Genomic DNA, 18910 nt, shown 5'->3' with positions numbered 1-18910 from the left:
CCGAAGACGGTGCCCGCGTAGCCCGCGGCGCCTCCAGGCTCGATGCCCCAGTACACGGCGAGCAGGACCATGCCCACGATGACGACGGGCAGGTTGCCGGAGAGGGCAAGCAACACGCCAGCAATGCCAAAGAGCGGAGAGATCACGAGCATCATTCGGCGTGCCGGGCGCTCGACACCCATGCGCTTGACCAGCGCGTCGGATGCCTTGCCGGTGAGCGGCATGGTGAAGATACCCGCGAGGCCAATGACCATGTAAATCACGTTGGCGAGGGGCATCCCCAGTAGCGACGGCTGCGTCCAGCCGAGGTCTACGGTGAAGTAGCGCACGATCTGCGACCAGATGAGGAACTCTCCCATCACGGCAAACATGAAGGCGAAGATGTCGCACCAGAGGGCGCGAGTCTTAAACGCCTCGCCAACGGTCCAGACGTGTGCCGGCTTGGCAGCGTCCGCCTTCTTCTTGGGCAGCGAGTCCAGGCCAAAGGGCTGGGCGCCGACCTTGTCAGGCATGGGCTTGGCCACGGCAGCAGCGACGAGGAGCATGACGGCCATGATAACCGAGAGGACCTTCATGCCGGCGGACCAGCCAGCGCCCTTGAGGATGGGGGAGACCACGATGGTGAGAAGGAGCTGCGCCATGGGGGCGCCCATGAAGGCGAGTCCCCACTTGGTGCCGTACTCGGTGCCCACGTACCACTTGCGGCAGGAGATCGTTGAGGAGACCCACAGCATGCCCGTGCCCACGCCGGCGAAGACGCCATAGGTCACGAGGTAAACCGGGAACGACCAGCTCGCGCCCTCGGGGATGAAGGACGTGAGGAAAAAGCCGAGGAAGCAGCAGATGGCGCCTATCGTGTAGGCAGGGCGGGTGCCCTTCTTGTCGATGAGGCCGCCCGAGAAGTACGCGGTGATGGCATAGAAGGTCATCATGAAGCAGTAGCCGAGCGAGGCCTGCGTCGAGGTCCAGCTCATGCCCTCCATGAGCGATGACTGCATGATCGAGAACGAGGAGCGATAGCCAAAGAGGCAGAAGACCGCGAGCCAGGCGGCAATCACGGTGCAGGTGCCGTACTTCTTCGCCGTCTCCTTGGTGATCTGCTCGGTCGTCGGGGCCTCGTGCCCCGGCTTCTGTTCCGGACATTCTGCTGTTAGCTGTTCTGTTGCCATACTATGTGCCACCAATCTCAATTGTGGGGTTGAGTGAGTGGAGCAGCGCAAAGCAATGAGATAAGTGCCTGTTAAAATGGGGTGTTATCCCCAATGTAGCAGGCAATTCCTGCATCGAGGTACATGTCCTGGAGCTCGCTCATACGCTCGTCGGACATGTCACCCTTGTCGGCATACTCATAGGTGAGGCCGAGCTGCTCCCATTTGGTCTGGCCTAGGCGGTGGAACTTGAGGAGGTTGATCTCAAAGAGGTCATTCTCGTTCATGAAATCGATGAGCTTCTCTGCGTTCTCGTCAGAGTCGTTGTAGCCGGCAATCGTGGGTTGGCGAAGGACGAGCCTGCCATGCCAGCGATCGCTGTGCGCGAGAGCTGCGATGTTGGTAAGAACCTGCTCGTTCGAGACACCCGTCCCCCACCTATGTGCCTCTTCGTCCATGTTCTTCACGTCAACAAACGCAAAGTCGAGCAGAGAGAACACGTCGAGAAAACGCTCCGTCGATGTGAAGCCCGACGTCTCTATAGCCGTGTGGATCATCTTCTCGTGGCAGCGCTTGAGAACCTCGATGAGAAAGTCTGACTGCATGAGGGGCTCTCCCCCGGTAAAGGTGACACCGCCACCAGACCCCCAGTCGCGCATGTCACGGGTGAGAACCCTCATGACATCGTCAACAGACATCTCGCGAACCGGCTCGCGCAGCGCCTCCGCGGCACAGCTCTTTACGCACTCAATAGTCTCACAGCTTGCGCAAATCCTCCGATTGATGCGAGGCATGTGCTCATCGTTCACGTCGAGGGCGCCCCTGGAGCATGCCGAGCGACAGGCACGGCACCCCTGATCCCACTTGCAGGTGCGCTCCGAGAACAGGAGCTGGCGGCGATGAAGCTGCGACTCTGGGTTTGCGCACCAGCGGCACCTGAGCGGGCAGCCGTCGAAGAAGACGTTCGTACGACATCCGGGGCCATCGTGCACGGAAAAGCTCTGGATATCAAAAATCATGGCAGTCGGCGTCATGCCCATGGAACCCTCCTCGTATGTGTATCGCATCTGAGGGGGCCACCGGCAGACGCGCGCCGGTGGCCCCTGGCCTTTGAGCTACTCGCTTACCGCTTCGAGCTCGCTTGCGCGCACGAAGTGCTCGCAGGTGAAGGCGCCGCAGCCTGCGTAGGCCCACTCGGGCTTCTCGAAGCCAGTGCAGGTGCCAATGCCGTGGTCATCGGGGTCATGGAAGTTGCTGCAGAACTTGCAGAGGTAGCCTTCCTTGAAGCGTGGGCAGGCGAAGGAGCCCTCCCCGTCCAGCGGGACAATCGCCTTGTCAAGGGCGCACATGCCCTTCTCGCAGTCAAGCGAAAGGAAGTTCGCGCAATCGCAATGCTTCATTTCTGTTTCACCGGCCATTCTGTGTTGTGGTTGCCATATGGGGCGCTTGCAGGTGCTAGTGGTCGTACTCGGTGCGGTAGATGACCTCGTCCTGGATGGGCTTGCCAATCTCGCACCAGTACTGGGTGAAGCCGGCCACGCGAACCATAAGGTCGCGGTACTCCTCGGGCTTTGCCTGAGCAGCCTTGAGCGTCTGGGAGCTCGTGATGTTGAACTGCACGTGGAAGCCGCCACGACGCATGTAGGCGCGGATGACGTCCAGGAGCTTGCGGGTGCCAGCGGCGCCCTTGACGGCGCTCGGGTGAATCTTAACGTTCATCTGGGCGTTCTGGTTGCGGGAGTGGTCGTAGCAGGTGGCCGACTCGAAGACGGCGTAGATGCCGTTCTTGTCGGTTGCCGCCGCAGCGGAGACGGAGCCGTCGGAGTAGGTCGTACCAGCCAGGCGTCCACCGGCGTCTGCGAGGGTGATGGCGCCCTGCGGGCCGTGCGTGGAGACGGAGATCTGGCACATGTAGTAGTCGGTGCCGTAGCAGGACTGCAGGCTGTAGAGGTACGGCGTCATGTGGTTCTGGTAGTCAACCATCTGCTGGTCGGCGTAGGGGTCGGCGTTACCGAACTTGGGCGCGTTCACGCAGTCGTAGAAGATCTTCTCGTACTTGGGTGCAAGCTCAGTGGCCTCGCGGTGATCGGGCGAGAAGACGCCGGTCTCGAAGGCGGTCTTGAAGCCAAAGTTGTGGAGCATGGCATCGACCATCTCGTCCAGCGTGTACTTCTTCTCGTCATAGACGTTCTTGCGCAGCGACGTCATGGCGTTGATGAAGGTGACGGTGCCGCAGGACTCGAAGTTGTGCGTGCCCATGTAGCGGGCGCCCATGCGGGTCTCAATCTGACCCTTGGTGAAGCAGTCGGGCTTGAGCAGGGAGGTGACGACGGGCGGGTTCATCTTGCCCCACACGTCCATCTGGATGTTGTTGACCTTGAGCGAGACCTCGATGCACTCGTGGAGGTACTCGGTCCAGGCAGCCCACAGGTCCTCGAAGGTGTCGAGCTTGTGGCCGTGGGGCTCGAAGACCTTGATGCCGGTACGCTTGTCGACGCCATTCGTGAGCACCAGCTCCAGGAGCTTGGGCAGGCCCGTGAAGTGGACGCCCGTGCCAGCGGTGGGGCCGGCGCCGCCAGGGATCCACGTGACCTTGCCGTCGTAGTGCAGGGGCTGGAAGCAGCCAGGCGAGGACTCGAGACAGCCGCCGAGCATCCAAGCGCGAGCGTCCTCGATGCCCATGCCCTCCTCGCCATAGTGGCGAATCATGAAGTTCATGCCGGTCTGGTTGTTCATATAGGCCGGGAAACCAAAGCCCATCTTGGTCACGCGGGCACACTTGAGCAGGAAGTCCTCGGGGAGCTTCTCGTCATAGAGGACAGAAATCGTGGGCTGCGTGGTCTTGGCGCGGCCGGCCGCCTCGACGATGAGGTACTCGAGCGGGGTGACTGCCGACATGCCCTCGTAGTTGAGGCCACCGACACCGAGGTTGTTGAAGGTGTTGCCGGAGAGGACGCCGCCGGTGACGCCGGAGGACGCGAAGCACTCGATGGACGTGATCTTGATGCGGTATAGCTCGAGAAGCTCGATGGCCTCTTCTTCGGTAATCTTGCCCTCGCGCAGGTCCTTCTCGTAGAACGGGTCGAGAATCTGGCCCAGGCGACCAATGGACTGGCCGGACTGCGGGTCCTCGTTGACCGTTGCAAAGTGAAGAAGCAGCGTGAGCTGCAGGGCCTCGCGGAAGGACTGCGGCTGCTTGTGAGCGATGTTGTGCATCACAATCTGGATGTCCTCGTAATCGCTCTTCTGGCGGGGGTCCTTCTCGATGGAGGCGAGCTGCGCGGCCTTCTTGGAGTAGTTCTCAGCCCACTGGGACAGGCCGTGGATGATCTCCTTCATGGCAATGTAGTAGTAGCCACGGCTCATGCCGAGAAGTCCGTCGCCATGCTCGACCTTGCCAAGGCCCTCGTCGATCTTCTCGTCGCAAAGCTCGGAGAGGCGGTCGAAGCCGTACTCGAGCGGCAGGTAGTAGTTCATGACCTCGCGGCCCTGGGGGATTGCCCAGGAGTCGAACATTACGAGCACGGAGTCACGATAGGCCTTGTACTTCTTGTACTCGGGCAGAAGCTCGGAGTACTGCTGGGTCTTGACCTCGACGGAGCAGTTGTCCCAGTACTTGGCAACCTTGACCAGAACGGGGACCTCCTCCTTGCGCAGGCCAAACTTCTGCGCGATGGAGACCACGTTGCCGTAGGACTTCGTGACGTTGCCGCCGCCGGCAGCCACGACCGACATCTTGTCCGACTCGGAGAGCGCCGGGGCATCCGCCTCGTTCATGAGGGCCTCGGCCTGCGCGTTGAAGAACGAGGCGTCAACCCAGGGGAAGCAGAACGCGCCACGCCAGTTCTTGGTCTTGTTCATGACGAGAAGCTCGTCAGGCCAGATCGTGGGCGTCATGTGCGTAAGTGCCGCCGACTCGGCCTTGGCGCGACGAATCTCGGGAAGGTCTCCATCGTTCTGCCACCAGACGCGGTTGTACCAGTAGGGGTACTCCATGTCGATAGTGTTCTTCATCACGTAGTAGATGTCCATGAGCTTGGTAAATCTGGGAGACGGCTCGGGGAACTTCTCGTCCTCATAGCCCTCCCCGGCCTGCACATCAAGCGACCGGAACTTGCCTCTGGTCTCTAGGATCTGATTGATGCGCGCTTGCTTCTCGTCCACCGTGACCTCCTTGAGATTGAACCCGATGGCGCGGGGTTGCAGCGAGTCCGTTGTGGCCCGTGGGTTCCCCGCCTTGTTGGGTGCACTGTACCGGGAGTCAATTTGCTTCATTAAGCGCAAATTGCACAGCTTTTGCGCGTGCGAAAAATGATGGAGGAAGCTGGTTAAAATTACAGTGTTTAACTGCGGTTTATTTAAAAGTTAACCATGGTTTTTAGCTGTGCAGAATGCACGGGGGGCAGGCGTCTTGCGCGAGCGGTTGCCATTTTGTCTCGAACGGCGTTAGGGACGCACGAGAAGGGCTCTCGGGCGCCAATTTGACGCCTGAGGGCTTGTTTTGAACGTGATTGCTTCGGTAACGCACGCTCGGGCGCCGTTTCGGCGCCGGAGGGGCTATTTTGGCAGCAGGTGCAAACGAAAGAGGGCTTCCGGCGTCATTTTGGCGCCTGAGGGGCCCTTTTGGCAGCAGGTGCGTACGAAACCTCTGCTCAGGCGCCGCTCTCTCCCCCTCCCTGCGGAGATTAGCTCCTTTTCTTAAACGCAACCGACGTTTCCGCAGTTGGCAAGTAGTCGTTTTAAGAAAAGGAGCTATTCTCCGCAGAGGGGCGAGGCGGCATTGGGGCTGCAGCGCCGCGGGGGACGGCAGCATCAAAACAGAAGCGGCCGCCGGAGACGAGAAGGTCCCGACGGCCGCGCGAAAGCCGCTGCTACATACCCCAACCGCGGCCCCCCGGGCCACCGGGCATGCCGCCGCCCATGCCCATGCTGCGCATCATCGACTGCATCTGGCGGCGCTGCTTCTTGCTGCCGCCCTGGGTGGCAGCACGCATCTTGCTCATCATCTTGTTCATCTCGCCCCACTGCTTGAGGAGCTGGTTGACCTCCTGGACGCTGCGTCCAGAGCCCGCCGCGATGCGCTTCCTGCGCTGGCCGTTGATGATCTTTGGCCGCGCGCGCTCCTCCTTGGTCATGGAGTGAATCATGGCCTCGATGCGCCCAATCGAGCTCTCGTCCACGCCGCCCTGCTGCGCCATCGCGCGCTCGCCGCCAGGCAGCGCCGAGATGATCTTGGCCAGGCCGCCCATCTTCTTGATCTGCTGCATTTGGTTGAGCAGATCATCCATCGTGAAGCCTTCGCGCAGCATGCGCTCAGCGGCGTCGATTTGCTCCTGGTCGGCCACCTTCTGGGCCTGCTCGATGATGCCGTAGACGTCACCCATGCCCAGGATACGCTTGGCCATGCGATCGGGGTGGAAGACCTCGAGCGAGTCGGGCTTCTCGCCCATCGAGACAAACTTGATGGGCTTGCCCGTCACCGCACGCACGGAGAGCGCGCCGCCGCCGCGGGCGTCGCCATCGAGCTTGGACATGATGACGCCGTCAAAGTCCACGCGCTCGGCGAAGGTCTGGACCACGTTCACGATGTCCTGGCCGGTCATGGCGTCGACCACCATGAGGATCTGGTCGGGCCTGACGGCCTGCTTGATGGCAACCGCCTCCTGCATCATCTCCTCGTCGATCTGAAGACGGCCAGCGGTATCCACAATCACGATGTCGTTCAAGTGATCGACAGCCTCGTGGATGGACTCGGAGGCAACCTTGACCGCGTCCTTGCCGTCGCCGCGATAGACCGGTACGCCAATCTCGGCACCGAGGGTGGCAAGCTGGTCGGCAGCTGCGGGACGGTGCGTGTCGCAGGCGGCAAGCAGCGGAGAGTGACCCTGGCCCTTGAGGAGGTAGGCAAGCTTGGCCGCAGCCGTAGTCTTGCCCGAGCCCTGCAGGCCCACGAGCATGATCACGTTGGGCGTGCGGTTCTGCGCCAGCACGAGCTTGGACTCGGTGGTGCCGAGAAGCTCGGTGAGCTGGTCGAGCACGATGCGCACCACGTTCTGCGCGGGCGTGAGCGAGTCCAGGACCTCGGCTGTAAGGCACTTCTCCTTGCAGGAGGCGACAAAGTCCTTGACCACGCGGAAGTTGACGTCGGCCTCGAGCAGAGCCATGCGGATCTCGCGCATGGCAACGTTGATGTCGGCCTCGGTGAGCTTGCCCTTGCCGCGGAGCTTGTCAAAGGTGTCCTGGAGGCGTTCGGAGAGGCTGTTGAACATGGCTACTTTCCTTCCCCAACAAGCGCGCGGCAGAAGTCGAGCGCGTCGAAGGTCTCAAGGTCGTCGATGGACTCTCCCACGCCAATGCGGTAGATGGGAAGCCCCAGCTGGTCGGAGATCGCAAGCGCGATGCCGCCCTTGGCGGTGCCGTCAAGCTTGGTGACGATAAGCCCGTCGAGGTCAAGGGCGTCGTTGAACTCCTTGGCCTGCGCAAGGCCGTTCTGGCCGGTGGTGGCGTCAATCACAAGGACAACGGTGACCGGCATAGAGGTGCAGCGCTTGCGGGTGACGTTGACCACCTTGGCAAGCTCGCGCATGAGGTCGGACGAGGTGTGCAGGCGACCTGCCGTGTCAATGAGCACCAGCTGCGTGCCGCGCTTCTCGGCCTCCTCGACCACGTCGTAACAGACGCTCGCCGGGTCCGCCCCGCGCTCGCGGGTGATGACGTCCACGCCGGCGCGCGTGCCCCACACCTCGAGCTGCTCGATGGCTGCGGCGCGGAAGGTGTCGGCACCGCCGATAAGGCAGCTCTTGCCCTCGCCACGGGCGCGACCGGCAAGCTTGCCCACCGTGGTGGTCTTGCCGGCGCCGTTGATGCCCACAAAGAGGACGCACGAGGGCACGTCTTCGAAGGGGTCGCGGTCTGCCGTGCGGAACTCCTGAGCAAGGCGCTTGGCGAGGGCGTCGCGCAGCTGGTCTGCGCGGGTGAGGTTCTCGCGCGCGGCCTGCTCGCGCAGGTCATCGGTCACGCGCATAGCAAGCTCGCCGCCCATGTCGCCCATCACGAGCGTGTCCTCGAGCTCCTCCCAGAAGTCCTCGTCGACCTCGCCGCCCATGTAGAAGATCTCGTTGATGGCCTCGCGCGAGCGCGAGAGACCGCTCTTCAGCCTGTCAAAGAAGCCCATCAGGCATCGACCACCTTTCCAGTTGCCTTGTCGAGGCGCTGAGAGACGACGTGGCTCACGCCGTCGGCCTGCATGGAGACGCCGTAGAGGACGTCGGCCTGCTCCATCGTCCTTCGCTGGTGCGAGATGACGATGAGCTGTGTCGTGTCCTTGAGCTGCTCGATGGCGTCAAGGAGCTTGGAGAGGTTGGAGTCGTCGAGCGCGGCCTCCACCTCGTCGAACACGTAGAAGGGCACGGTGCGCGTCTTGTAGACCGCGAAGAGCAGCGCCAGCGCCGTGAGGGACTTCTCGCCGCCCGACATGAGCGACATCTTGGTGATGCGCTTGCCGCGCGGCTGCGCCACGATCTCAATGCCCGTCTCGGAGAGGTTGTCCGGATCGGTCATCTCGATGTGGGCATGGCCGCCCGGGAAGAGCATCGAGAAGATCTCCGAGAAGTTCTCGTTCACCTTGTCGAAGACCACAAGGAACCTGTTGCGCATCTTGCGGTCGATGGCGGCATTGATCTTCTTCAGGGCAACGCGGGCGGCCTCGAGGTCTGCGACCTGCTCGCCAATGTAGTCTGCGCGCTTCTTCAAGCGCATGTACTCGTCCATCGCGACCTCGTTCACGGGGCCGATGGAGGCGAGTTGGGACTCGAGCTGGTCGGCCTCGCGCTCGGCAGCCTCGCGGTCCTCGGGCGCGGGAAGCGAGAGCGCCTCGTCGAGAACGGCCCCCGTTGCCTGGATGGCCTCGATGGCGTTTTGCACCTGGACCTCAAGGCGCCCGAGGTCGACCTTGACCGCAGAGGCGGCATCGCGGGCGCGAGTGAGCTCGGCGGTGGCGTCGTTCACGGCGGACTTGGCATCGCCGATGGTGCGCTTCAGGGAGTCGGAGTCTGCCTCGGCGAGCGAGGCGCGGTCCTTGAGGCGCGCCGCCCAGTCGAGGGCACGGGCGCGAATGGCGTCGTAGCGGTCGTGGAGCGGGTCCACGCGCAGACGCACGACCTCGAGGGCACGCGAGCCCTCCTCGGTAGCCACGATGCGCGCGTCAAGGTCGTGCTTGCGGTTGGCAAGCTCGCGCTCGCGAGACGCGAGGTTCTTGGCGCGCTCCTTGGCCATCGCAAGCTCCAGTCGCGCGTCCGAGAGCTCGTGGGAGGCCTTGCCCTGCGCCCGCACGGCCTCGTCGTGCTGCGTGCGCAGGTCGCCCAGGCCACCGGCCAGCTCCTCCGCCTTGGCGCGTGCAGCTGCGGCGGCTGCCTTGTGCTCCTCGATGTGCGAGCGGGCGTCTGCCGCACGCTCGGATGCAGCGTCTCGCTGGCGCGTGACCTGGCGTTGCTCGTCTGCCGCGCGCTGGCGCTGCGCGTCCAGGCGCCCCATCTCGGACGTAACTGAGGAGAGCTCACCCGAGAGTCGCGCGACGTCGCCTTTTGCGGCCGCGGCACCATCGCGCGACGCGGCAAGCGCAGCCTCTGCCGCACTCACGGCCTCCGTCGCGGCCCCAAGCGATGCGCGCAGCTCCCCCATGCCCTCCTCGAGGGCTCGAATGCGGCGCTTGCGCTCGAGGGCGCCCGCCTCGGTCGAGGGCGTAGTTCCAACCACGCAGCGACCATCGGGCGTGACGGTGACGCCGTCCTGCGTGACGTAGGTGAGCGCCGGCATGGCCTGATGCGCGCGGATGGCCTCCTCGGCGCTTCCCACGAGCCTGATGTCGCCGAGAAGCGCCGTGAGAAGCGGGCGCGCGGCGTCAGAGACGCGCAGGTGCGAGATGAGCGCCTCGCCGTGGGCACCCTCCGCCGCCACCGCAGCGGGTGCGGCCTCGCGGAAGACCACGGTCGCTCTGCCCTCGGCGCGCCCCTGCGAGAGCGCGGAGGCCGCGAGCGCGCCCGCGTCCGCGGCGCTTGCCACCACGAAGGCGGCAAGGTCGTCGCCGAGCAGACGCTCTACCAGGGACTCCGTTGCCTCGTCGGCGTCGATGAGGTCTGCCAGGCGGCACTCGACAAGGTCCGCCGCCTTTCCCTTGGAGACGGCCTCCACGAGCGGGCTTGCCTTCTCCACGTTGGCGTCGACGGAGCGCAGCGCCGAGAGGGTGGCCTCGGAGGACGAGAGTTTCGTACGGGAAGAGCGCTCCTCGTCGCGCGCGCGCTTGAGCGCGGCCTGGGCCTCGGCAATGGTGCCGGCGAGCTCCTCCGCCTTGGCACGGGCGTCGGCGAGCTGCGCCTCCACGCGAGCCTTGCGCTCTCCCCTCTCGGCCAGCGCCTCCTCGGTTGTGGCGAGGGTCTCTGCTACCTGCTCGAGGCGGCTCTTGTACATGCCGTCCTTGACCTCGGCGTTCGAGATCTGGTCCTCGAGCTTGGCAAAGGCGAGGGTCTCCCTATCTGCCTCGGCGCGCGCCTGGCGCTCGTCTGCCTGGCGCTTGTTGAGGGTGTCCTCCAGCTCGCGCCGATGCGCCACGGCGTCCCGCGACGCCTTCGAGAGCGCCTCCATGCCCTCCTCGAGCTCGCGCTGGCGCACGCGGGCATCAGAGAGGTCCCCGGCCACGCGCTCGTGCTCCTCGGTCACATCCGCGCGCTGCTTGCGCATGGTCGAGAGCTGCATGCGCATCTCGGAGAGGCGCGAGACCATGTTCTTGCCCTTCTCCTCCAGAAGGCGCATGTCCGAGTCCATGCGGCCGAGGATGTCCTGCATGCGGCGACGCTGCTCGCCGAGGTCGCCCACAAAGAGGCCCTTCTGCTCGAGGAGCGACTGGTACTTCTCGAGCTCTGCGGACTTCTCGTCCAGGCGGTACTGGGCAAGCTCGACGGCAGCGTCGGCCTCGCGGCCGCGGGCCGAGAGCGTGCCGTAGGATGCCTGCAGGCGGCGCAGGTCGTCAACCGCGAGCTGCGTGCGCAGCTCGGTCAGGCGCTCGGTGATGTCGTGGGCGCGCTTTGCCTTATCGACCTGACGCTCGAGGGGCTTGAGCTGGCGGTTAATCTCACGCTCGACCACCTTAGCGCGCGCAAGGTTGTCGTCCATAGACGAGAGTTTGCGAAGGCTGCGCTCCTTGCGCCTGCGGTGCTTGGAGATGTCTGCCGCCTCCTCAATGAGCTCGCGGCGCTCCTCAGGGCGGCTCTGGAGGATGGAGTCAAGCTTGCCTTGGCTGATGATCGAGTGGGTGTCCTTGCCCAGGCCGGAGTCGTGGAGGATGTCCTGCACGTCCATAAGGCGCGCGGGCGCGCCGTTGATGAGGTACTCGGACTCGCCCGAGCGATACATCCGGCGCGTGATGCCCACCTCGGAGAAGTCGATGGGCAGCGTGTGGTCTGAGTTGTCGAGTACCAGCGTAACCTCTGCCACACCCACGGCGGGCCTTGCGGAGCTACCCGAGAAGATCACGTCCTCCATGGCCTGGCCACGGAGCATCTTGGCGCTCTGCTCGCCCAGGACCCAGAGAATGGCGTCAGAGACGTTCGACTTGCCCGAGCCGTTGGGACCCACAACCACGTTGAGGCCGGGGTCGAAGGACATGGATGTCCTGTCGGCGAAGGACTTGAAGCCCTTGAGGGTGAGCGACTTCAGATACAAGGGTGGTCCTCTCGCTTCTCGGGCTAGTGCTCGTCGGCGTCAGCGGGGGCGACGCTGGCGTCCGCCCCCTTGTCGCCGCCCTGTCCCATGCGCTCGAGCGCGTCCGCGGCGGCGGCGTTCTCGGAGCTCTTCTTGGAGGGGCCGGAACCCCGGCCCACGCGCTTGCCATCGACCAGCACAACGGAGGTGAAGGTGGGGTCGTGCGCAGGGCCCTCCTCGCCCACGAGCTTGTACTCGGGAGCAAGGCGGAGGTCGCGCTGGGTGATCTCCTGCAGGCGCGACTTGGGGTTTATCGGCCGCTCGGAGAGACGGTCGACAAGCTCGGGCGTGAAGTGCGAGGAAAGCGTGTCGAGCACGAACCTGCGCGTGTCCTCGTAGCCGGCATCAAGGTAGAGGGCGCCCACGATGGACTCGTAGACGTTCTCGAGGGCGGAGTGCATGCCGCGCGCGTGCGTGCCCTTCTCGGACTCGCCCACCACGATGAGCGGGGCTACCCCAAGGTCGCCCGACACCTCTGAGAGCGTCTCGCCCGAGACGAGCGAGATCTTGAGCCTTGTGAGCGCACCCTCGTCGAGCCCGGGGAAGCGCTCGAAGAGCTCGGTGGCCACAATGGCGCCCAGGATGGAGTCGCCCAGGAACTCAAGCCTCTCATAGGAGGCCGAGACAGGCTTTCCCTCCACCGCCGAGGGGTGCGTGATGGCGGACGTTATGAGCCTTTTGTCGGTGAAGTGGTGGCCGCAGATGCGCTCCACCTCGCTGACCTTTTCATGCGTGTTCAAGTGAGAGAGCTCTCCTTACAAAAGCTTACTGAGCGGCCTCGATGGCGCTCACGGCGTCGCCCACGGTCGCGATCTTCTCGAGGGCCTCGTCGTCAAAGGTGAGGTCGAACTCGTCCTCGAGGGCGGTGACCAGCTCGAGCAGGTCGAAGGAGTCTGCGCCGAGGTCCTTGAAGGCGGTCTCCTCGGTGAGCTCGATGTCTGCCGGGACATCAAGGATGTCGTTCACAACCGAGATGACCTTCTCGAGAATGGCGTCATGGTCCATGGGTTCCTCCTAGCGGATTGACGTTGCCGGTTCACGCGGGCCGCGTGGCACCGCGCACACGAGCTTATGGTACCCGTTACTCGGCCTTCTCGCAGGCCTTGGCAATACGTTCGCAGAGCTGTCCGCGGGCGGCGCGGGCGCAGGCAAGTGTGCCGCTGGCCACGGCCTCGGCGCTGGTGCTGCCGTGTCCCTTGACCACAGGAGCGCGCAGGCCGAGAAGGACGGCACCGCCCATCTCATCACCAGAGAGCTCGCCCGCAACGGTCTTAAGCGCCGGCTTGAGCATGAGGGCACCCAGGCCCGCACGCTTGGACTCGCCGGCAGCGGCCTTGACGCGCGACACGATGAACTTTGCCGTGCCCTCAATGGTCTTCAGGGCAACGTTGCCCGTGAAGCCATCTGCCACGATAACGTCAAAAGTACCCGCGAGAAGGTCTGTACCCTCGGCGTTGCCCACAAAGCCGCAGTTGCCCTCTGCCAGCGCCTTGTGGTAGGACAGCGCGAGCTCGGAGCCCTTGGTGTCCTCCGAGCCGTTGCAGAGAAGCGCCACGCGGGGCTCGTCTACGTCCAAGACTACCTGCGCATAGGCGCGGCCCATGTGCGCAAACTGCACAATCACGTCCGGCTGTACGTCCGCGTTGGCGCCGCAGTCGAGAAGGACCGTCTTCTTGCCCGAGATACCGGGGGCGGCAAGCGTGAGCGCCGGCCGGCGAATGCCCTTGATGCGCCCAATGCCAAAGGTCGCGGCGGTGAGCACGGCGCCGGTGGAGCCAGCGGAGAAGAGGCCGTCCGCCTGGCCGGCGCGCACCGCTGAGGCGGCGCGAACGATGCTTGCATCCTTCTTCTTGCGCACGGCGGAGGCGGGATGCTCGTCCATGGCGATGACCTCGGTGGTCACGAGGGCCTCCGCGCGCTCGTGGTCGCGCGCGAAGGGCTCGACCACAGAAGCGTCGCCCGCCACAAGAACCTTGAGCTCGGGGTCGAGCTCGAGGGCCTTGGCAACGCCTTCGAGCAGCACGGAAGGCTCGCGGTCGGAGCCCATGACGTCAACGCAGATGGTGGTCATCTATCCTCCAAGGTTGCTGTGGGGCGCTCGCGCGCAAGATTAAAAAAGGAGGCCGACCCCAGAAGGGACCGACCTCCCAGGCCATGTTGCAGGCATGGGGCTACTCGGTGACAACGACCTCGCGGTCCTTGTAGTAGCCGCAGTTGGGGCACACGTGGTGCGGGAGCTTGGGGGCTCCGCAACGCGGGCACACGGAACGGGCCGGAGTGGCGACCTTGCTGTTGGCCGAACGACGGGTGTGCGTGGCTCCACGGCCCTTTTTCTGCTTAGGAACTGCCATCTTGAACCTCTCTTGCTCTTACACCGCGCCCCTCGTGGAGACGCGGGGCAACTTGACCAAAAATCATGCGTAGATGACTATACCACGCAATTGGGCATATGCGCCAGATGCGGCAATATCTTCACTCTGCATCCGGTTTGTCGTCTTTGGACTGCTCGCCGGGGAGGGGCGCATCGCCCTTCTCGTCCTCATCGTGGTCCAGGTCGAGCGAGGCGAGAACCGCGAACGGGCTTGCCTTCAGACGGTCCTCCTCGATCTGGGCTGCGTGGCCACAGTCCTCCTCGTTGAGATTGGCGCCGCAGACGGGGCAGAGGCCCTTGCAATCCGGACGGCACAGCACCACAAAGGGCGTCTCCATGACAAGCGCCGAGAGGAGCGCGCCCGAGAGGTCGATGGTGTTGTCAGCCGAGACGAGCGAGAAGTCCAGCTCGTCGTCATCGTCGTCGCCCGTGTCCTCAGGCTCCTCGAAGAGGTAGTACTCATCGACCTCGCCGCTCACGTCGAACTCCGCGGGGCTGAGGCAGCGGTCGCAGGTGCCCACCACGTGCGTGGTGAGGATGCCCGTGGCGAGGATTCCCTCGCCCGCGTTGGTGAGCATGAGGTCGTAGTCGATGCCGGAGGGCAGCGAGAACTCGCGCTCGCCAAGGGTGTAGGACGTCTCGTCGAGGTGGCCCTTCAGGGGCAGGGTGTCACCTGCCTCCCCCAGGCGCGCGTCAAGTGCAAGAATCACAGGCTGCATGGCGCTTACCAGGGAACGTTGTTCGAAGTGTTGCGCGGGCCGGAGTTCTCGTCGAGCGTCTGGCGGACGCGGGAGACCGAGTTGGTGAGCGACTTGAGGTTTTCCTCGAGGTGCGCGAGCACAGTGTCCGCGTACTCCTCGGCGTTGTAGCGGGTGTCACGCTCGTACTGGGCCGCCTGGTCCTTGATGCTGTCTGCCTGTTGCTGGGCGAGACGGACGACCTCCTGGTCGCCGGCAAGAATCATGGCCTGCTGCTGGGCGTCGGCAATGATGCTGTCGGCCTGCTGCTGGGCGCGGTCCAGCGTCTCCTGCTCCTCCTTGAGGATGCGGCGCGCGTCTTGGAACTCCTGCGGGAAGACCCTGCGGATCTCGTCGAGAATCTCGTACACGTCCTGTGCGTCGACAATCTTCTTCTGGCCGCCGCCGGTAAGCGGGGACTTCGCCTCGTTCACTAGCTGCTCGAGCTCGTCGACCAGGCTCTCTATTTCCTCACCCGGCTGCATCCAGGTCTCCTTTCGAGTGTGGGCCACTGCTCGGGCGTTCCCGTGCGCTGCCCGAGGGGCATATCACTTTGATGGTAGCAGAAAAGCGCTGCAAGTCTCCAAGCGAGCCAAAGCTCACGCATAGTGCGCACGGAGCCGCTCGGCCACGTTGGGCGGAACGAGGAAATCCACGTCGCCGCCCATCGCAGCGATCTCGCGCACGATGGACGAGGAGACGTAGCCGTACTTGGGGCTCGACATCACGAAGATCGACTCCAGGTCAGGTGCCATGTAGGTGTTGAGATCTGCCTGTTGAAGCTCGTACTCGAAGTCCGTCGTGGCACGCAAGCCCTTGACCACGCCGCCCGCCCCGCGCTCCTTGCAGAACTCCACAAGAAGGCCGCAGAAGGGCACCACCTCGATGCCGTCGGTCATGCCGTTATCACGAAGGGCACCCTTGAGCATGTCCACGCGCTCCTCGAGCGTGAACTCGGTGCCCGTGCCGCGCTTGCGGCGCGACTCCGCCACAGCAACGGTGACCTGCGGGAAGAGCTTGCGGGCACGGCGGATCACGTCCATGTGGCCCAGGGTCACCGGGTCGAAGGTGCCGGGCACCACCACGTGGGTGCAGAGCTCGCTAGTCAACGTCCTGTCCTTTCTCGAGAAGGTCCACGCAGGTGATGCCATAGCGCTTGGTACGCATGGGGATAAGACCCGGCACGTCAAGCCCCGGCGCCTGTGCGGAGCGCTCGTAGACCACGGTCGCACCCGAGCGCAGCGCACCCTGTGCGACAAGGTGTTTGAGCATAGCACTCACGACGCCCGCTGAGAGCGCATAGGGCGGGTCGAGAAAGACAACGTCAAAGGGTGCCCCGGCAATGCGGCCGCGCTCGGCAAGCTGGCAGGCATCGCCGCGCAGCACGGCGTAGGCGCCCTTCTCGGCGCCAACCTTGGCAAGGTTGCGGCGAACCCGGGCGGCAGCGCGCGCGTCCTGGTCGATGAAGGTGCAGCGAGCCGCCCCGCGCGAGAGCAGCTCAATGCCCATGGCGCCGGAGCCCGCGAATGCGTCGAGCACCGAAGATCCCTCCAGGTTTAGCTCGCGCGCCGAGAGGATCATCGACGCCATGGCCTCGCGATTACGGTCTGTCGTGGGGCGCGTAACGCCACGGCCCTCCGGGGACTCCAGGGGCATGCCGCCCCACTTGCCGCCAACAACTCTCATGCCTTGTCTAGCTCCTCGAAGTAGGCGCCAAAGCGGTCCCTGGCCTCCAGCGCCATGGGCCTCAAGGCCGGGCTGGAAAGGGAGGGGTCCTTGGCAAAGATCTCCTGTGCGTCCTCGTGCGCCGCCACCACGAGGTCCTCGTCGGCGGAAAGGTCGCTCACGCGCAGCGTGATGCCGCCATGCTGGCGATACCCCAGGACCTCGCCCTCGCGGCGCAGCTTGAGGTCGAGCCGTGCCAGCTCGAAGCCGTCGGCGGTGTGCTCCAATGCCGAGAGGCGCTTGCGCGCCGGCGTGCCCTGCTTGGCTGCGCAGGAGAGCCACACCTCGCCCGGCCAGTCGCCACGGCCCACGCGGCCACGCAGCTGGTGCAGGGTTGCCAGACCAAAGCGGTCGGCGTCGTGCACGAGCATCACCGTGGCATTGGGTACGTCGACGCCCACTTCCACCACCGTGGTTGAGACCAGCACGTTCACCTTCCCGGCACGGAAGTCCTCCATGACTGCGTCCTTCTCGGCAGCGGACATACGACCAGTAAGCAGCGCGCAAGAGAGATCCGGGAACACGCGCTCCGAGAGCACGGCCACGGTCGAGGTTGCCGAACGAACGTGGGCACTTCTGCTTCGCTGCGACTCCGGCACGTCGTCGAGGTCCGTCCCCAGGCTGTCGCCAGTATCGGCATCGTCTACCAGGGGGCAGATCACGTAGGCCTGGTGGCCCGCGTCCACGGCGCTGCGGATGGAGCCGTAGGCGAGGTCGAGGTTCTCGGGCGTGATGACGCGCGTGGTGACGCCGGCGGTGGCCCTGGGGCGCCTGCGTATGCACGAGAGCGACACGTCACCATAGATGGAGAGCGCGAGCGTGCGCGGGATGGGTGTTGCCGTCATGGTGAGAAGGTCCGCCCCTGCCCCCTTTCGGCGCAGCGAAGCGCGCTGGTCTACGCCAAAGCGGTGCTGCTCGTCGATAACCACAAACGTGAGGCGAGCGAATGCGATGTCGTCTGAGAGGAGCGCCGTGGTACCAAAGGTCACGCAGAGCTCGCCTGCGGCCGTGCGTCTTGCCGTCTCCGCGCGCTCTGCAGCGGGCGTCGCCCCCGTGACAAGCGCCCAGGTGATGCCCGCCGCATCGAGCACGGGCCCGAGCTTCTCGGCATACTGGCGCGCAAGGACTGAGGTGGGCGCCATAACAGCGGCCTGGGTGCCCGTGTCTGCCACGGCGGCAAGCGCCACGGCGGCAACGGCTGTCTTGCCTGTGCCAACGTCGCCCAAAAGCAGGCGGTTCATGATGCGGGGGGCCGCCATGTCGGCAAGGATCTGGTCCGCGGCGGTGCGCTGCTCGTCCGTAAGCGAGAAGGGCAGCGCGGCGAGAAGGGCGTCCATGCGTGGACCCGATGTCTTGTGCGTTGTGGCGCGGACGTCTCCCAGCTCGATGGCCTGGCGGCTGAGGAGGGCCACCTGAAGGCAGAGGAGCTCGTCGTAGGCGAGGCGCCTTCGGGCCTGCTCGGCCGTGGCGAGGGTCTGCGGAAAGTGGACCTCGCGGATGGCACGCGCGAGCGTCATGAGTCCGTGGCGCGCGGCGAGCGGAGCAGGCAGCCAGTCCGCCACGTCCCCCACGTCGGCAAGAGCGCACGAGACAATGCGGCGCATCCAAGAGGTAGTGATGCCCTCCCCCACGGGGTGCACAGGCAGCACGCGCCTGTAGGCCGAGGCGCTGGCGCTTTGGTCGAGAATCTCGTGGAAGGGTGCACGCATCTGCTTGAAGCCGTAGGCAAACTCGACCTTGCCCGAGAGTGCCACCTTGTCGCCGCGCTTGACCTGCTCGGCCAGCCAGGGCTGGCCGAAGAAGCTCGCCGAGAGCACACCCGTCTGGTCGAACACGTAAAGCTCAACTACCGTGAGGCGAGGGCGGGGCCGCTTGAGCTCCACCTTGTCGACGGTGCCCACCACCGTGACCTCGCTGCCCACGTCCGCATGGCTTATCGGCACCACGTGTGAGTAGTCCACGTAGCGGTGCGGGATGTGCAGGAAGAGGTCGCGCACGCGGTGGATGCCCAGGCGCTCCAGCGCGTCGAGCCGCGAGGACGCGCCCCGCGACGAGACGTAGCGCAGGCGCGATACGCCGTCCGTGAGGGCGAGCGTCCTGTCGATGCGTCCCGCAGCGGCCCCCACGCTCGGGGCAGTGCCCGCGGGCGCCTGCTGCGGAGCATCCATGGGCGG

At 64.7% G+C, this 18910-nt stretch carries 16 protein-coding genes; all 16 read right to left on the bottom strand.

Going from position 1 to position 18910, the window contains the following annotated elements:
• A partial coding sequence (locus BT122_RS08035; RefSeq protein WP_072355430.1) for an MFS transporter occupies positions 1 to 1169 on the bottom strand: 1169 nt, incomplete at its 3' end.
• 71 nt (positions 1170 to 1240) lie between these two features.
• Positions 1241 to 2188, bottom strand: coding sequence for a 4-hydroxyphenylacetate decarboxylase activase (gene hpdA, locus BT122_RS08030; protein ID WP_083432396.1), 948 nt, complete (start codon positions 2186 to 2188; stop codon positions 1241 to 1243).
• A gap of 75 nt (positions 2189 to 2263) precedes the next feature.
• Positions 2264 to 2548 carry a 4-hydroxyphenylacetate decarboxylase small subunit gene (gene hpdC, locus BT122_RS08025; RefSeq protein WP_083432395.1) on the bottom strand — a complete coding sequence of 95 codons (285 nt, stop codon included), beginning with the start codon at positions 2546 to 2548 and terminating at the stop codon, positions 2264 to 2266.
• Between the two features lie 55 nt (positions 2549 to 2603).
• Positions 2604 to 5312, bottom strand: a complete 2709-nt coding sequence (gene hpdB, locus BT122_RS08020) for a 4-hydroxyphenylacetate decarboxylase large subunit (RefSeq protein WP_072355428.1) — start codon at positions 5310 to 5312, stop codon at positions 2604 to 2606.
• A gap of 707 nt (positions 5313 to 6019) precedes the next feature.
• Positions 6020 to 7417 (bottom strand): signal recognition particle protein, encoded by a 1398-nt coding sequence (gene ffh, locus BT122_RS08015; protein WP_072355427.1) that lies wholly within the window; start codon positions 7415 to 7417, stop codon positions 6020 to 6022.
• A gap of 2 nt (positions 7418 to 7419) precedes the next feature.
• Positions 7420 to 8322, bottom strand: coding sequence for a signal recognition particle-docking protein FtsY (gene ftsY, locus BT122_RS08010; RefSeq protein ID WP_072355426.1), 903 nt, complete (start codon positions 8320 to 8322; stop codon positions 7420 to 7422).
• On the bottom strand, positions 8322 to 11864 hold the full coding sequence (gene smc / locus BT122_RS08005) for a chromosome segregation protein SMC (RefSeq protein ID WP_072355425.1): 3543 nt from the start codon (positions 11862 to 11864) through the stop codon (positions 8322 to 8324). The genes ftsY and smc overlap by 1 nt, the downstream gene beginning before the upstream one ends.
• Before the next feature lie 23 nt (positions 11865 to 11887).
• Positions 11888 to 12643, bottom strand: coding sequence for a ribonuclease III (gene rnc, locus BT122_RS08000; protein WP_072355424.1), 756 nt, complete (start codon positions 12641 to 12643; stop codon positions 11888 to 11890).
• Positions 12644 to 12668: 25 nt separating this feature from the next.
• Entirely contained in the window at positions 12669 to 12908 is a 240-nt protein-coding gene (locus BT122_RS07995) for an acyl carrier protein (protein WP_072355423.1), read from the bottom strand.
• Positions 12909 to 12984: 76 nt separating this feature from the next.
• A complete protein-coding gene (gene plsX, locus BT122_RS07990; protein ID WP_072355422.1) occupies positions 12985 to 13974 on the bottom strand; it encodes a phosphate acyltransferase PlsX in 990 nt (329 codons plus the stop codon).
• Positions 13975 to 14074: 100 nt separating this feature from the next.
• Positions 14075 to 14254, bottom strand: a complete 180-nt coding sequence (rpmF, locus tag BT122_RS07985) for a 50S ribosomal protein L32 (protein WP_032111637.1) — start codon at positions 14252 to 14254, stop codon at positions 14075 to 14077.
• Between the two features lie 121 nt (positions 14255 to 14375).
• The gene (locus tag BT122_RS07980) at positions 14376 to 14993 is read right to left on the bottom strand and encodes a YceD family protein (protein ID WP_072355421.1); all 618 of its coding nucleotides are present in this window, start codon (positions 14991 to 14993) and stop codon (positions 14376 to 14378) included.
• A 5-nt stretch (positions 14994 to 14998) separates the two neighbouring features.
• Positions 14999 to 15496, bottom strand: coding sequence for an ATP synthase subunit B family protein (locus BT122_RS07975; protein ID WP_032111636.1), 498 nt, complete (start codon positions 15494 to 15496; stop codon positions 14999 to 15001).
• A 114-nt stretch (positions 15497 to 15610) separates the two neighbouring features.
• Positions 15611 to 16120: a pantetheine-phosphate adenylyltransferase gene (coaD, locus tag BT122_RS07970; RefSeq protein ID WP_072355420.1), complete on the bottom strand. Its 510-nt coding sequence runs from the start codon at positions 16118 to 16120 to the stop codon at positions 15611 to 15613.
• Positions 16113 to 16697, bottom strand: coding sequence for a 16S rRNA (guanine(966)-N(2))-methyltransferase RsmD (rsmD, locus tag BT122_RS07965; protein ID WP_072355419.1), 585 nt, complete (start codon positions 16695 to 16697; stop codon positions 16113 to 16115). Before rsmD ends, coaD begins: the two co-directional genes overlap by 8 nt.
• Positions 16694 to 18904: an ATP-dependent DNA helicase RecG gene (locus tag BT122_RS07960; protein ID WP_072355418.1), complete on the bottom strand. Its 2211-nt coding sequence runs from the start codon at positions 18902 to 18904 to the stop codon at positions 16694 to 16696. Before BT122_RS07960 ends, rsmD begins: the two co-directional genes overlap by 4 nt.
• Positions 18905 to 18910: the final 6 nt, after the last annotated feature.

This window comes from Olsenella sp. kh2p3 (assembly GCA_900119625.1).
In the GTDB taxonomy this organism is placed as follows: Bacteria; Actinomycetota; Coriobacteriia; order Coriobacteriales; family Atopobiaceae; genus Tractidigestivibacter.
Note: the sequence above shows the minus strand (reverse complement) of the source record. Positions and strands in the feature narration are given on the sequence as shown.